The organism is Rhodococcus sp. JS3073 (assembly GCF_026810085.1).
GTDB lineage: Bacteria > Actinomycetota > Actinomycetes > Mycobacteriales > Mycobacteriaceae > Rhodococcus_F > Rhodococcus_F wratislaviensis.
In genome coordinates this window covers 5,827,211-5,841,590 of sequence record NZ_CP113951.1, presented here as the reverse complement: position 1 = coordinate 5,841,590, position 14,380 = coordinate 5,827,211, and the positions used below count along the sequence as shown (strand labels likewise).

Sequence of the window (14,380 nt, the reverse complement as noted above, 5' to 3'; positions counted from 1 at the left end):
ACAGCAGTACAGGGAGGTCAGGCATGACCGCCGTCCAGAGCGCCCACCGCATCACTGACGAGGCCGAAGCCCTCGCCGTTGCTGCCGATCTCGCCGCACAGTTCGCCGAGGAGGCGGCGGCGCGCGATGCCGGCCGGCAACTCCCCTACGAACAGGTCGGCGCTCTCGCCGCGTCCGGACTGCTCGCGCTCGGTGTTCCCCGCGAGCACGGTGGCATCGACGCGCGAACCGAAACCCTCGCCGAAGTCTTCCGTCTTCTCGCCGAGGGCGATCCGAGCATCGCGCAGATCCCGCACAGCCACTACACGTTCCTCGAGGTGCTGCGTCACCAGGGCACGCCGCCGCAGCAGGAGTTCTTCTATTCCGAGGTTCTCGCGGGGCGCCGGTTCGCCAACGCCCAGAGCGAGCGCGGAACCACGACGATCGACATCGACGCCACGACGCTCACCGGGCAGGGCGAAGACTTCGTCGTCGACGGTCGCAAGTTCTACAGCACGGGCGCACTGTTCGCCGATTGGATCGCGGTGCGGGCCACCCTTCCGGGGACGACGACGCCGACGGGGAAAGCCGCCAAGGCCGTCGCGTACCTGCCGCGCAGCGCCGCCGGACTGTCGATCGTCGACGACTGGGACGGCATGGGGCAGAAGACCACGGCGAGCGGAACCGTCACCCTGGACGCCGTCCGGGTGCCCGCGTTCCACGTCGTGCCGTTCTCCCCCATCTTCGACGCACCCACCACGTACGGGTCACAGGCCCAGATCCTGCACGCCGCCATCGACGCCGGGATTGCCGCAGCAGCGCTGAACGAGGGCGTGCGGTCGGCGCGTCAGGCAAGGCCCTATTTCGAGGCGGGCGTCACCGACGCCGTCGACGATCCCCTGCTGATCCAGCTGGCCGGTGAGGCGGCGGTCAGCGTCCGGTCCGCGACGGCACTCCTCCGGGAGGGTGCGCGCAGCATCGACGCAGCGCGTCGCGACCTGACCGAGCAGAGCGCCGCGGTCGCCTCGATCGACGCCGCCGCGGCCAAGGTTGCCGCCGCCCGCGCGTCACTCGAGGCGTCGAGCGTGCTGTTCGAGCTGGGCGGCACCCGCAGTGCGTCGGAAACGTCCAACCTGTCGCGGTACTGGCGGGACGCCCGCACCCACACCCTGCACGACCCGACGCGGTGGAAGATTCAGCACATCGGCCGCTGGACGCTGTCGGGCACCGTCCCGCCACGCCACGGCCTGCTGTAGGCCCTTCGGGCCCGTGCGTGGTTAAGGAGTCCCTGGACTCGTCAACCGCGCACGGGCGCTATGCGCCTATGTCCGCCTTCATGAGGAAGACGTTGTAGTCGGACCACGTCGACATGGTGAAGTACAGCTCGTCGCCGCTCGACCACGGGTGGATGAAGCCGCCGTACAGTTCCGGGTACTCGACGGCGCTGACCATCGGCGCCCCATCCGACCAGACGCCCTGCGGCGAGTCGGACTCCCGGAGAACGATGGCCGCCTTCGACGTGTCGAGGTACGCCATCTGCCACTTGCCGGTGGCCTCCTCGTAGCGCACGGACAATTCGGCGGCGGGGGCGTCCACGATCGGGGTCGCCTCCGTGTAACCACCGACCGGCGTCCAGTTGCCGTTCTGCCAGTACTGGTAGGCGGACGTGTTCAGCACATCGGCGGCCGGGACGCGGGCCAGGCCGATGGCGCCGAGCCTCGTGTTGGGGGTACCGAACATGTACACGAAGTCGCCGGCGGGGACCATCGACGCGACCTGGAATTTGGTGACCCCGAAGATGTTGTCCCACTTCGCGTACGGGTCCTTGGTCCAGGTCGATCCGCCGTCGTCCGAGTAGGCGATGCCGCCGTAGTTCGTCCACCACGTGGCAGGGATGCTGTTCCAGGTGCGGATCGACATGTAGCTCATGTACTGCCGGTTCCCGACGGCGAAACCCGAGGTCGGGATGGTGGTGATCTCGATATTGTCGAGCTTGCGGCTGTCGAGCAGTTCCGCCGCGTGGCACCGGCTGTCCTGAACCATACTGTCGAGGCTCATGCCGTCGGACAGGTTGCGGTCGGAACTGAAACCGAGGACGTTGCTGCGCCAGTCGTCGCCTTGACCACCGGGCGGCTGAAATCCCTTGCCGACGGTGTCGCCGAACGCGACGGCGATCTGGTCGGGGGCGCTCTCCCACATGATGCCGAGGTCGGTGCCGTTGACCTGGTAACGCTTGTCGGTACGACTGACGGAACCGGACCCGGTCACCTTCGCCACGCGGGTCACGTCGCCGATCTTCGGGGTGGCCGGGGCCGCGCTGCGCGGCGCCTCCTCGGTCGCGGGGTGCACGAGGGGCGGCCGCGGGGGCAACTGGATGTCGGCGCCCGGGACGGGAATGCCGAAGTGGAAGGGCGTGAACTTCACGCTGACGTCCGGGATGTTCAGCACGCTCGACAGGTTCCCCGGGGCCTGGTCGGTCTCGTCGGTGAGGTCGGGGCACGGATCGGTGCACGTGTCGGCGGGCAACGCCTGCGACACGCGGACGGGATCCGTGACGGGAGCGGGATACGGCACCGTCGTGATCTTGGGGTACGGGATCGGAATCTCGAGCTTCTCCGGTATCAGCGAGTGCGTCTCGTTCGACACCTCGCTCGCGCAGGGACCGCTGCCGGGTAGGCCGTTGGACACCGGCTCGGGTTCCGCGACGGCAGCGTTCTGGTTCGAATAGGCGATCATGCCCGAGCCGATCGCCACTGCCGCGACCGACGCGACCCACCTCTTCGACATCCCCGACCCCTCCGTCAACTCCGGCCACTCCCGGCGAGGGGAACATAGCATCGCCCCTCTACGCTCGCCGGTTACCACACGCCATACCTGGCGGTAACATTTCCGTCCCGATCCGGAACCAAGGCTGTGACTCCCGCCACGCGACAAGGAAGTTGCTCGTACGCGGAGTCACCGATACCGCAGGTCAACGACTTTCGACCGTGGTGTTCGCGTGCCGAACACCGTCAAGGGATCGGTGAACACCGGATTACATCTGTTGACGCTCCGGATCGCCCGGTATTCACTGATCGTGCGCATCCACCGGGATCCCCGGTCCGCGACGAGACCCCGAGCTCCTCGCCCTCTGCGCTGCGGGCTCGCCCGCGTTCTTCCGCTCCAGCGCGAACCACCGTCTGCACGGGTCACGCATTCCACTGCTCACCGCCGTCGTCGCCCGGCGGCATCGACCCGTGCGAATTCCGCTGTCAACGAAAGGAATCGACATGACCGCCGTCCTGGAACCGACCCTGTCCTATTCGTCCGCCATCCCCCGCGCGCACGTGCACCGCGCCGCGATCTGCGAGGTCTTCCTCACCGACATCATCTGCGAGAGCTACCCACAGTTCCGTCTCGGCGTGCAGCTTCCCAGAGTCCACAGCTACTACAGCGATCACAATATTGTTGTACGACAGTATGATCCGCTGCTTCTGCTCGAAACGTTCCGGCAGGCGTCCATCCTGATCTCGCATCGGCACGTCGACGCTCCGCTCGACGCCAAGTTCGTGTTCAACGCCGGAGCACTCGAGGTCGTCGACCTCGACGCCGTGAAAGTGGGCCCCGCACCTGCCGCGGGGGTTCTGGATGCCACGATCACCGCCGAGAAGAGACGGGGCGCCGACATCGTCGGAATCACGCTCGCCATGACACTCGCGCTGGACGGGTCTGCCGCGGCCACCATGAGCATGACCATCCAGTGGATGCCCGGCGACGCGTGGGACCGCCTCCGGCAGAGGGGTCGAGCACCGCTGCAGCTCGACCCCGCCCGACCGCATCCGTTGCACGAGCGGGTCGAGCCTCGGGAGGTGGCTCGACATTCGTTCGACAACGTGGTGCTGAGCCGGATCGGGGTCGACGGCGACACCGTGCGCAGCCAGGTGCTGGTCGATCAGGCCCACCCCGGCCTGTTCGATCACCCGCTCGACCACGTGCCGGGCGCCCTGATCTTCGAGGCGATGCGTCAGACCGCCCTCATCGCCGCGCACGAATTGTTCGGCCTGTCCCCGCGAATGCTCGTGCTCGTGGGGTGCGACGCCGTCTTCGAGAGCTTCGGTGAGCTGGAGTTGCCGACGGATTGCGCAGCCGTCGCCGAGGCGGAAATCTGCTCCCGCCAGGTCGTCCTGTCCGTCACTCTCGCGCAGGAGGGGCGGCAGATCGCCCACGGCCGGGTCACCCTGCAACGAGTGAGCGCCTCGACTGCCGCTCTCGATCGGATCGTCCGATGACGACGCGGGACGACACCATGGTCTGGTTCGACTTCGGTGGTGTGCTCTCGCCCCCGCTCGCCGAACTCTTCGCGGCGTACGAAACGAAGACGGGCATCTCACCCGCAGCCCTGCAGGCGGCGATGCAGGCCGTCGGCGACGACCTCGGGGCACCTCCTCTCGCCCCGATCGAGTTGGCCCAGATCACCGAGCGCGAGTGGGGTGCGAGGCTGAGGGAGCACCTCGCCGCCGCCGACCCCGGTCTGGACCTCACCAGGGCGCGGCTGGAGACGTTCGGAGAGCAATGGTTCGACGGGATCACCGTGAACACGGCGATAGCCGCGGCCCTGCGCGGCCTGAAGGCTCACGGTCTGCGCGTCGGCGTCCTGTCGAACAACGTAGTCGAGTGGGAGCGGTTCTGGAGGCCGATCATCGAACCCGCCGGCCCGCTCGATGCTGTCGTCGACTCGTGCCTGGTCGGCGCGCGCAAGCCGGACCCCCAGATCTTCGCGATCGCAGAGAAGACCGCCGGCGTCGCCGCCGATCAGTGCATCCTGATCGACGACCTGGAGCAGAACGTACGCGCTGCACGCGAGAGCGGTTGGCGTGCCATTCATTTCCGCACCAACGCCCAGGCGTCGAGTGAGCTGTCCCGGCTGACAAGCGTCGCCGCCGTCCTGTGAATCCCACCAACGTGAAGGAGTACGACGTGACGACCCAGGTTTCGACACTCGCTCCACCTGGACGCCGACGCGGTGTCGCGGTGTCCATCGACGACATTCCCCACCTGGACCCGCCGGTCGCATACACCCCGGTGACCGCGGAGGGGCCCACCGGACTACCGGAGATCACCCTGCCGAGCGGGCACACCGCCCTGCACGTCACACGATATGACGACGTCCTGAAGGTGCTCACGGATCCGTCCTTCGGCCGGAGGGACACCAACGTCGAAGGCGGGCCGAGTTTTCAGCCCACGACGATGCCCCCTGATCTTCTGCTGAATCTGGACACCCCGGATCACGCGCGGATGAAGAGTTTCGTCAACGCGGACTACAGCCCTGCCGGCGTCGAGAAGCTGAAGGGATCGGTCCGTCGCATCCTCGACCGCCGGATCGCACTGCTGCGCAGCGAGGAAAGCCCCGACCTGTTCGCCACGGTGCTCGACCGGCTACCGGTCGAGGTGAACGTCGGCTTCCTCGGGATCCCGGAGTCGGACATCGACTACTTCCGCCCGTCGTCGCGGGTGGTGCAGTTGTCGCACGACACCGACATTCCCGGCCTGCTGGAGAACTTCTGGCTCGTCTACCACTACGTGACCGACCTCGTGCAGCGGAAACGACCCGTCGAACCGGGCGGGCTGATCGACCGCTTCCTGGCGGCGCGGGACGAGGCGGAACCGCCGCTGAGCGACGACGAACTGGTCGCGATCCTGCTCGGCTCCGTCCTCGGCGCCGACCAGAACGTGCTGTCCGTGCTCGCGAAGGCCGTGTACGTGCTGGTGCAGGCGCCTGCGCTGTGGACTCTGCTGGTGGACGAGCCTGCCGCTGCGCCGCAGTTGGTCGAGGAGCTGTTGCGGGTGCTTCCACTGGGAAACATTTCGACGTTTCCCCGGATCGCCACCCGTGAAGTTCAGCTGCGGGACTCCGTGATCCCCGAGGGCGCCCTCGTCTACGCCGACGCGTTCGCCGCGAACCGGGACCCCGACACGTTCCCGCACCCGGAACTGATCGACCCGTTCCGGGACGGGAAACGCCATCTGCAGTTCGGGTACGGCATGCATCACTGCATGGGCGCGTCGCTGGCCCGGATGGAGATCACCACGACACTGGTCCGGTTGGCGGAAGAATTCCCGACCCTCGCTCTCGCCGTCGAACCGGCTGCGGTGCCCTGGGATTCGGGAGTACTCCTCCGGCGTCCGACGTCGCTGCCCGTCCGCTGGTAGGCGCTTCGCGCCCGTGCGCGGTCAACGAGTCCCTGCACTCGTCAACCGCGCACGGGTGGCGGAGCCGCCGAACGTCTCCGCGAGCCGGGCGACGAGTTCGCTGCCGTCTCCCAGTTCCCCCGACCAGGCCACTTCACCGTCTGGGCGCACGAGCACCGTGGTGGGCCCGAGGTTCCGCGCCCGAATCACCCGGACCCGTTCGCCCCAGCAGGGTTCGACGAGTGCGCGGACGGATTCGGATGCGTCCCCGCCCAGCAGGAGACCCCGGTTTCCCGCCGCGACGTGCAACCGGATCAGGTCGGTGACTCCGGTGTCCGTCTCGAGCACGGTGTTCGCGGCGAAGTCGCCGCGCGCCGCATCCTGGAGAGTGCTGGGCGCGGGCTGACTCTGCGCACTGATCACCGAACCCAGCGCCCGATTGCGGTCGCGATCCTCCAGCAGGACATCGAGTTCGTGTCGCAGGCGGTCGCCGTCGACACCGATGCGCATCCGTTCACGCTGATCCGCGACGTTGGCGATCACCCCGGCCGCGCACGCGTGCCGCTCCCGCGAGTACGCGTCCAGCACCGACGGGTCGGCCTGTCCCCGCGCGACGAGGGCGAGGCGCCAGCTGAGGCCGATCGCGTCTCCGATGCCGAGGTTCAACCCCTGCCCGCCGAGCGGAAAGTGCACGTGCGCAGCGTCACCGACGAGCAGGACCCGGCCGAGCCGGTAGTCGTCGACCAGCCGCGAGTAGTCGCTGAACCGGGACAGCGACCGTGCGTTGCGGAACGGAACGGGACGGCCCGCGAATCTGTCGACCGTCTCCTGCAGTTCCTCCGCGGTGAGGGGCCGGCGATGATCCTCGTGCGGACCATCGAGATCGAATGTGATGATACGGCTGAATCCGCCGTGGTTGACGTTGAGGACGGTCCAGCCCCGTTCGGTACGCACCCACCCCCTGGGGGCGGTCGCCGGGTCGTCGAGGACGGCGAGACCCAGGAGCGCCGCGGCGGTCGGAGCAGTCTCCGTCGCCGGGAAGCCCACGCTTCGCCGCACGATGCTGCGGGCGCCGTCCGCGCCGACCACCCAGTCGGCTGTCACCCTCCGGGTGCGTCCCTCGTGGGTGAAGGTCACCGTCGCCCCACCGTCGTCCTGATCGACGCCCGTGACCATCGCGGCCTTCAGCACCGGGGTGCCGAGACCGATCAGCCGTGCGGTGAAGAGTCTTTCGAGATCACTCTGCCCGATACCGGCGATGGCAGGTCCCTCGCCGGGTGGTGCCGTGATCTCCAGACCCCAGACATCGGCGTAGTGGACGGTGGTCGACGCGGCTCCGGCGTCGACGTCCGGCGCCGCGAAATGCCCTCGCCGGGTGAGCAGCTGAATACTGCGTGCGTGGATCGTCCCCGCCTTCGGAACGTCCGTGGTGTGCGGAGCGGCCTCGAGGACGAGTACGTCGATTCCGCTGCGCGCCAGCTCGAGTGCCGTCAGCGATCCCACCGGGCCGCCGCCGACCACCACGATCCGATAGTGCTGTCGCAGGTCGTCCGCCTCCGTCATCGCGCGCCCGCCCCGCGTCGCAGCAGCACCGCGATGACGCCCGACAATCCGGCGACGACGACCGCCAGAACGACCAGCGTCGTGTGGAACGCACTGTTGTAGGCGTCGATCACGAGGGGCGCCACCTGTTCCCGGACGTCCGGTCCGGCCGCCGCCAGGGCCTGCTCGAGGTCACCGCTCGCGGCCTTGCCGACGACCTCCGTGGCATTGCCCACGCCGTCGACGCCGGACAGCGCTTCCTCGCCCCTGCGGGTCACGAGACCGGTGAGCAGCGCCGCGTACACCGCGACGGCGATGGCCTCGCTGCCCAGTCGCATCGTGTTCACCACTCCCGCAGCCATACCCGCCTTCTCCTCGGGGACGAGGGCGAGCGCCTGACCGTCGACGAGACCGGCGGACAGTCCCATTCCGCACCCCGCGAGGAGCAGCGGCACCGCGATGACAGCGACCGCCGTGTCGGGGCCCGCCAACAGAAGTCCCAGGTCACCGGCGATCAACGCTCCCAGGCTGATCCAGATGACCACGAGGGGGTTCACCCCGGCGCCGACCGCGCGGCCTGCGGCGAGCGGTCCCACCACGACCGGAATCGTGAGGAGCACGATCACCAGACCCGCCTTCGCCGAAGACTGGCCGGCCACGAACTGGAGGAAGGTCGGAAAGTAGGTGAGCAACGTGACGAAGCCGAACGACGCGGCCACCGGAACGAGGCACAGGGCCATGAACCGTGCGTGCGTGAGCAGTTCGAGGTCCAGCAGCGGCGCCGGACGTCGCGATTCGACACGGGCGAACCCGACCAGCAGCGCGACCGCGAGGACGAACGACGCCACGACCGCCGGGCTGCCCCAGCCCCACGGTTCGCCTTGGACGATGCCGACCATCGCCGCGAGCAGACCCAGCACCAGGAGGACCGTGCCGAGCAGGTCGAACTTCGCAGCCGCGTCGCCCGCCGGTCGTGCCAGTCCGATCACCGGGGTGGCCGCCAGCACCACGAGCAGCACGGCGGCCTGCACCGCGAAGATGGGTCGCCAGCCGGCCGTGTCGACGAGAAGCCCGGACAGCGTGGGTCCGAGCGCCACACCGATGCCCGCGGTCGTCCCGAACAGGGCGAACGCGCGCAACCGGGCGGGCCCGTCGAAGGCGGAGGACAGGATCGCCGCGCCGCACGAGAAGATGGCGGCGCCACCGAGACCGGCGACACCGCGGGCGATGTCGAGGACCATGATGTTCGGGGCCAGTGCGCTGGCGACACTTCCGACCGCGAACGTGGCGGCACCGGCGGCGAACAGTCGGCCGCGGCCGAGACGGTCCGACAGCGACCCCCAGACCAGGGTGAAGCACGCGAACGACAGGTTGAACGCGTTCACCACCCACTGCTGGCCCGATGCTCCGCCCCCGATGTCGGAGGTGATGGCGGGCAGCGCCACCGCGGTTCCGGAAATCGACATCGGGACGACGAGAACGGCCAGCAGTACGGCGGCGAGGGTGAGGTTCCCGCGTCGCGGGTCGGACGGTGTTGCTTCGGGTGGTGACGTCGGCGTCGTGGCATCCGGCGTGGTCAGCTCCGAGGTCATGTCGATCCTTCCTGAAGAGTGCGTTGCCCCCGTGCACCAGAGGTTCGATACAATACGAACCATGCACCAGAGTGAGGTTCGGTGCAAGACGAACCTTCACTCTGGTGGTCGACGATGCGAACCTGGAGGTGCGCTGTGCCCGACGCCGAGGGACATCCTGCGGTCGACGAGATCGAATTGGTCTCCGTGCTCGCCGCACTCGCCGACCCCCTGCGCCTCGAGGTCGTGCAGAAGCTCATGGCCGAGGCGGACGGGGCGGAACGTCACTGCACCTCGTTCGGGCTGCCGGTGTCCAAATCGACCCGCAGCCACCACTTCAAGGTGCTGCGCGAGGCCGGGCTGATCACACAGGTCGACCGCGGCAATTCCCGGATGGCTCAGCTGCGCAGATCCGACATCGAATCCCGCTTCCCGGGACTCCTGGACGCCGTCGCGACCGCGCCGGACTGAACGCTGTCGCGGCAACCGTCTCGCCGAGCATCCGGATCGCCGCCGTGCGATGATCGTGCGCCAAGAGGGGGCGGTACGAGTGGAACAACGGGGAAGCGGAGACGGCTGGATTCTGGCCGAAATCCTGGGGGACGCACCGACGGTGATCGCGGAGGGTATCAAGCAGCGGCAGTGCCGGCCGCTCGGCAACGTCTACCGCGGCAGGATGCTGACCCTGGTGGCGGGAGCCATCGACACGGTCAGGTCGTCGGGACAGCCGGTGCAGGTGACCCTCGGCGAGACGGTCGGCGACATCGATCTCGTCGTGGCGAAACCGGTACTCGGTCCGGGCGGGGACGTCCTCGCGGTGCAGATCTTCACCGGTCGCGCGGACAGCCCGGTGCCGCAGCCGCACCGGGCCGCAGGATGGGAATGGAACCTGTCCGTGTCGGCGGGTCCGCGACGCACTCGATGGACGCGTGAGTTCCGGAATCTGTACGGGGTGGCGGACACCCGGCCGGAACCCGACCATTTCGGTCTCGCCGACCTGTACCGCAGGGTGCCGCGGATCTCCGACATCGCGGTACTGATGGAACGCGTCGACAACGCGCGGGACGGCGAGTTCCTGTCCGGCGAACTCATCGCCCGGCACGACGACGGAACGCTGCGCCTCGTCCGGTTCGTGCGCCGAGCCGTCGAGACACCCGAGGGGGTGGTGCTGCGGGGCGTCGATCACGACATCACGCACAAGACCGACGTCGGCGAACTAGCCATCCGGGTGATGGATTCCGACATCGCGTCGACCGTGCACGCGGTCGCGGGGGTTCATGCCGCACTGGTCGATTCACAGCACGGGTACGCCATCAAATGGATCACCGCACCACTGACCGGTCTGTCTGCCGCGGCAGAGGGCGGGCAGATCGGACTGCTGCACGGCGAAGACCTCGCGGCAGTGCGGCAACGGATCCCGGCCCGTCTTCCCGCTGTCGCCCGCGTCGCACTGTCGGACGGATCCTGGTCCCGGCACACGGTGCGCACGTTTCCCGTCCCCGGCTACGGTTCCACACCGGTGGTGATGATGACGTTCTCAGGCGCCTGTCCCGAACAGCATGCCCAGCACGTAGGTGGCGGCGGCTGCGCCGTACCCGATTGCCAGCTGGCGTAATGCCCGCTTGACCGGTGGTCCACCCGACAGCAATCCCACCACCAGACCCGTCCCGAGCAGCGCAACGCCGACCAGTGCGGCCGCGACGACGAGAGCGGCGGTGCCTTCCATACCGAAGAGGTACGGCAGCACGGGGATCACCGCACCGGACGCGAAGAAGCAGAAACTCGCGGCGGCCGCACCGAGCCCGGTGCCGATGGCCTCGTGCTCGTCGACGGCTTCCGGACCCGAAACAGGCTCGGGCTGAACGGCTCTCCGCAACACGTCGGCGGCACGTTTCTCGGCGTCCTCCGCGGGCATGCCCCGTGCGCGGTACACGAGTGCGAGTTCGTTCGCGTCGACGTCGAGGAGCGGCACCGCTTCACGGGCGCCCTGCCCCGGCGCCGACGCCTCGAGCAGTTCACGCTGCGACCGCACGGACACGTACTCGCCCGCGCCCATCGACAACGCGCCCGCGAGCAGACCGGCGAGCCCGGTCAGCAGGACGATGTGATTGTCGACGCCGCTACCGCTGATGCCGAGGACGAGGGCGAGGTTGCTGACCAGGCCGTCGTTGGCACCGAACACGGCGGCACGAAACGTGCCGGACAGCCGATTTCGCCCGCGCGCCGCCAGCGCCCGCACCACCTCTTCGTGGATGCGCTCGTCCGCGCCCATGGCGTCGGTGGCGTCGACGTCCGTCGGATACGGCGACCGGGTCTCCGCGCGCTGCGCGAGGGCGAGCACGAACACCGATCCGAACCGCCGGGCCAGCACACCGAGGATGCGCGTGCGGACGTCACCGCGCACGGGCTTGCCGACGTGTTCGCCGAGCAGCTCGCGCCAGTGCGCCTCGTGCCGTCCCTCGGCGTCGGCGAGCGCCAGCAGAATCTCGCGTTCCTCACCGGTCCGGCGTTTCGCGAGGTCGCGGTAGACAGCCGCCTCGGCGCGTTCGTCGGCGAGGTAGCGACGCCATTTCCGGACTTCACGCGGACCGGGATCCGGTCGTGCACCCGAACCCGTCGGAGAAACCATCGTCAGCCTCCCGATCGTCGACGGTGAGAAGCCTACCGACGGGCGCCTCCCCACCGCGGCCGTTCGAGGTCAGCCCTCGGCGGCGAGAGCCTTCCCCAGCGAGTCCTCGGGTTCGGACACCACCACGGGATCGCGCCCGGACAACAGGTCGAGGACGGCCTTCGGCCGGGCCAGCGATTCGCGCACCGTGTTCCTGGCCATCGTGATCGGGCGGCATTCACATCCGGCGTTGACTCCGGCGACGTCGATCCCGGCACCGCGACACAGCGCGACCGCGCGGGGGACGTGGAAACCCTGAGTGACGATCAGCGCTTTGGTCACTCCGTACGTCTGGACGGCCCGCGCGCACGTGTCGTAGGTGTCGAGCCCGTATCGATCTCCGACGATCTTGCTGCGGTCGATGCCCTTCTCCACCAGGTAGTCCGTCATCGCCGCGATCTCGTCGCCGGATCTGCCTGCACCGTCGCCCGAGACGAGGACCGCCCGCGCACGGCCGTCCTGCACGAGACGGACGGCGACGTCGAGGCGTCCGGCCAGGTACTCCCGGGGTTTGCCGTCGCGCACCTGCGCACCGAGGACGATGACGACCGGCGCTTCGGGTGCGTCGTCGACGTCGTAGACGTGGCCGGAGGCCTCGCGCGATATCCACACCGTCGAGGCCGCCACGACGAGGACCGCGAGCGCACCGAGGCCCGCTCCGATGCCGACCAGTCGGCGGACGATCCGTCTTTCCCCCATGCCGCCATCAAACCACAGCGTCAGGCGACGGCCAGTTCTTCCCCGGCGCGCCGCTCACGCAGTCCGGACACCAGGCACAGGCCCAGCCCGAACAGCACCCAGCAGGTCAGCACGAGCACCGCCGCACCGGCTCCGTGTCCGTCGAAGAACGCCGTCGACCGCACCACGGTGCCCGCCGCGCCGGGTGGCAACAGCTGACCGAATGCGCCCCACCCCGAAGGGAGCCACGCCGCGGAGGTCGCCAGGCCGGACAGCGGATTGGCGAGGAAGATCATCGTCACCGCTCCGAGCGCGAACCCCGCTGTGCCCAGCACCGATTCGAGCCCGAGAACGGTCAGCGAGATAGCGGCGATGCCGAGCACGACGGCACCGGTGGTCGTCCAGTAGTTGCCGTCGACGCTGCCGAGACCGAACTGCAGAATTGCCGTCAGCACCAGTCCGGCGCTCGCGGCGAACAGCACCGCCCCGGCCATCCGCCGAGCGAGACTGCGCGGAAAGAGCCGCACGAGCGCGAGCGCGGGGATCATGCCGCCGAAGACCAGGGGTAGCGCCAAGGCACCGAGACCGACGCCGGCGGGGTCGTCGGCCGTCAGCGGAACGACGTCCTCGACCGCAACGGGGTGTCCCGCAGCCGTGCTCATGCCCGCCGCGATGCCGTTCATCGTCTGCGCGATGGGCGCCCCGCCGGCGCCGGCCGACAGGACCTTCATGCCGTCCGGTGTCGCGACGATTCCGCCGACCACCTCCCGGTGTTCGATCGCCGTCCGGACCGCATCGGAGTCGGCGAAGCGCTCGGTGACGAATGCGCCGGGGTGTCCCGCGGCGAGCACGGTGTCGATCCGGGTGACGGCCGCGTCGGGTCCGGCGACGCCCAGCCGGAGGTCGTGGGGGCCGCTGTTGACGGCGGGCAACGCGAACGCCAGCAGCATCAGCGCGATCACCGCGGTGAGTCCCAGCACGACAGCGGTCAGTTTCACGGGATCGGACGGGCCGTGCGCCGATCGCCCGGCGGGCTCCGTGCGCGGCTCGCGTGTCCCGGTATCCGAAGTGCTCATCGGACTCCCCTTCCCACTAAGCGGAGGAAATTCCTCCACTACTTGTGGAGAATATTCCTCCGGTTATGCTGGGTTGTCAACGAATGAGGTGAAATCGTGCGGGCAGACGCGCTGGAACGACGCAACACCCTGATCAAGGCTGCGCGCGCGGTGTTCGCCGACCGCGGGCACGACGCGCCGCTCGACGCCATCGCCGCAGAGGCCGGGGTCGGGATCGCCACCCTCTACCGGAACTTTCCGAGCCGGGACGAACTCGCCCACGCCGTGGCCCGGACGACTTTGGCCGAAGTCCGCGAACTCGCGGTCCGGGGACTGGACGAATGCGGGGACGATCCGGAGGGAGCGTGGTGGCGGTTCGTCGACGCCGTGGTCGAACTGAGGATGGGAGCGTTGGTTCCCGCACTGGTCAACAGCCTCGACGAACTACCGCCCGACGTCCGCGAGTCGAGGGAGCTCACGAAGTCGACGGTCACCGAGTTCATCCGCCGGCTCCAGGACGACGGACTGGTGCGCGAGGACGTCGTGCCGCTCGAGATCATCATGGGAATCGCCATGCTGACCCGGCCCCACGTGCTCATGTTCGACGACACGACAGCCAATCTCGTTCCGCGGCTGATCACGGTGTTCCTCGCCGGGTTGCGCCCGGACGGGGCTCCGCTGCCGCCACCGATACTCCCGGAACCCGCAGTACAGTGACG

At 68.7% G+C, this 14,380-nt stretch carries 13 protein-coding genes; 7 read left to right on the top strand and 6 right to left on the bottom strand.

Annotated elements, in window-relative coordinates:
* Positions 1-23 precede the first annotated feature (23 nt).
* Complete coding sequence (locus OYT95_RS26440) at positions 24-1,235, top strand: SfnB family sulfur acquisition oxidoreductase (RefSeq protein ID WP_128641392.1); 1,212 nt, start codon at positions 24-26, stop codon at positions 1,233-1,235.
* Between the two features lie 58 nt (positions 1,236-1,293).
* Here OYT95_RS26440 and OYT95_RS26435 read toward each other — a convergent pair whose 3' ends face one another.
* Positions 1,294-2,766 carry a DUF4185 domain-containing protein gene (locus OYT95_RS26435; protein ID WP_037225819.1) on the bottom strand — a complete coding sequence of 491 codons (1,473 nt, stop codon included), beginning with the start codon at positions 2,764-2,766 and terminating at the stop codon, positions 1,294-1,296.
* A 482-nt stretch (positions 2,767-3,248) separates the two neighbouring features.
* Here OYT95_RS26435 and OYT95_RS26430 point away from each other — a divergent pair, with 482 nt between their 5' ends.
* The 3 genes from OYT95_RS26430 to OYT95_RS26420 are packed head-to-tail and all read left to right on the top strand — an operon-like array spanning position 3,249 to position 6,168.
* Positions 3,249-4,247 carry a ScbA/BarX family gamma-butyrolactone biosynthesis protein gene (locus OYT95_RS26430; protein ID WP_268789563.1) on the top strand — a complete coding sequence of 333 codons (999 nt, stop codon included), beginning with the start codon at positions 3,249-3,251 and terminating at the stop codon, positions 4,245-4,247.
* A complete protein-coding gene (locus tag OYT95_RS26425; protein WP_112302473.1) occupies positions 4,244-4,909 on the top strand; it encodes an HAD family hydrolase in 666 nt (221 codons plus the stop codon). The genes OYT95_RS26430 and OYT95_RS26425 overlap by 4 nt, the downstream gene beginning before the upstream one ends.
* Positions 4,910-4,935: 26 nt before the next feature.
* Entirely contained in the window at positions 4,936-6,168 is a 1,233-nt protein-coding gene (locus OYT95_RS26420) for a cytochrome P450 (RefSeq protein WP_268789562.1), read from the top strand.
* Between the two features lie 21 nt (positions 6,169-6,189).
* On the opposite strand, the gene OYT95_RS26415 is transcribed toward OYT95_RS26420, so the two are convergent.
* Together OYT95_RS26415 and OYT95_RS26410 are read right to left on the bottom strand one after the other, a co-directional pair.
* Positions 6,190-7,710 carry an FAD-dependent oxidoreductase gene (locus OYT95_RS26415; protein ID WP_268789561.1) on the bottom strand — a complete coding sequence of 507 codons (1,521 nt, stop codon included), beginning with the start codon at positions 7,708-7,710 and terminating at the stop codon, positions 6,190-6,192.
* The gene (locus OYT95_RS26410; RefSeq protein ID WP_268789560.1) at positions 7,707-9,281 is read right to left on the bottom strand and encodes an MFS transporter; all 1,575 of its coding nucleotides are present in this window, start codon (positions 9,279-9,281) and stop codon (positions 7,707-7,709) included. Before OYT95_RS26410 ends, OYT95_RS26415 begins: the two co-directional genes overlap by 4 nt.
* Before the next feature lie 135 nt (positions 9,282-9,416).
* On the opposite strand from OYT95_RS26410, the gene OYT95_RS26405 reads away from it, so the two are divergent.
* Positions 9,417-9,731: an ArsR/SmtB family transcription factor gene (locus tag OYT95_RS26405; protein WP_037225829.1), complete on the top strand. Its 315-nt coding sequence runs from the start codon at positions 9,417-9,419 to the stop codon at positions 9,729-9,731.
* Between the two features lie 79 nt (positions 9,732-9,810).
* Positions 9,811-10,875, top strand: a complete 1,065-nt coding sequence (locus tag OYT95_RS26400; protein ID WP_268789559.1) for a GAF domain-containing protein — start codon at positions 9,811-9,813, stop codon at positions 10,873-10,875.
* Here OYT95_RS26400 and OYT95_RS26395 read toward each other — a convergent pair.
* From OYT95_RS26395 to OYT95_RS26385, 3 genes are all read right to left on the bottom strand, one after another.
* Positions 10,798-11,889: a VIT1/CCC1 transporter family protein gene (locus tag OYT95_RS26395; protein ID WP_037225832.1), complete on the bottom strand. Its 1,092-nt coding sequence runs from the start codon at positions 11,887-11,889 to the stop codon at positions 10,798-10,800. The genes OYT95_RS26400 and OYT95_RS26395 overlap by 78 nt on opposite strands.
* A 69-nt stretch (positions 11,890-11,958) precedes the next feature.
* Positions 11,959-12,627 carry a SanA/YdcF family protein gene (locus tag OYT95_RS26390; protein ID WP_037225835.1) on the bottom strand — a complete coding sequence of 223 codons (669 nt, stop codon included), beginning with the start codon at positions 12,625-12,627 and terminating at the stop codon, positions 11,959-11,961.
* Between the two features lie 20 nt (positions 12,628-12,647).
* Entirely contained in the window at positions 12,648-13,682 is a 1,035-nt protein-coding gene (locus OYT95_RS26385) for an ABC transporter permease (RefSeq protein WP_268789558.1), read from the bottom strand.
* Between the two features lie 96 nt (positions 13,683-13,778).
* Here OYT95_RS26385 and OYT95_RS26380 point away from each other — a divergent pair, with 96 nt between their 5' ends.
* Positions 13,779-14,378, top strand: a complete 600-nt coding sequence (locus OYT95_RS26380) for a TetR/AcrR family transcriptional regulator (RefSeq protein WP_037225840.1) — start codon at positions 13,779-13,781, stop codon at positions 14,376-14,378.
* Positions 14,379-14,380 lie beyond the last annotated feature (2 nt).

Excerpts from the sequence above, each read along its gene's own strand:
- OYT95_RS26390 (WP_037225835.1), bottom strand. The coding sequence starts at position 12,627 with ATGGGGGAAAGACGGATCGTCCGCCGACTGGTCGGCATCGGAGCGGGC.
- OYT95_RS26410 (WP_268789560.1), bottom strand. The coding sequence starts at position 9,281 with ATGACCTCGGAGCTGACCACGCCGGATGCCACGACGCCGACGTCACCA.
- OYT95_RS26385 (WP_268789558.1), bottom strand. The coding sequence starts at position 13,682 with ATGAGCACTTCGGATACCGGGACACGCGAGCCGCGCACGGAGCCCGCC.
- OYT95_RS26440 (WP_128641392.1), top strand. The coding sequence starts at position 24 with ATGACCGCCGTCCAGAGCGCCCACCGCATCACTGACGAGGCCGAAGCC.
- OYT95_RS26415 (WP_268789561.1), bottom strand. The coding sequence starts at position 7,710 with ATGACGGAGGCGGACGACCTGCGACAGCACTATCGGATCGTGGTGGTC.
- OYT95_RS26435 (WP_037225819.1), bottom strand. The coding sequence starts at position 2,766 with ATGTCGAAGAGGTGGGTCGCGTCGGTCGCGGCAGTGGCGATCGGCTCG.
- OYT95_RS26425 (WP_112302473.1), top strand. The coding sequence starts at position 4,244 with ATGACGACGCGGGACGACACCATGGTCTGGTTCGACTTCGGTGGTGTG.
- OYT95_RS26395 (WP_037225832.1), bottom strand. The coding sequence starts at position 11,889 with ATGGTTTCTCCGACGGGTTCGGGTGCACGACCGGATCCCGGTCCGCGT.
- OYT95_RS26430 (WP_268789563.1), top strand. The coding sequence starts at position 3,249 with ATGACCGCCGTCCTGGAACCGACCCTGTCCTATTCGTCCGCCATCCCC.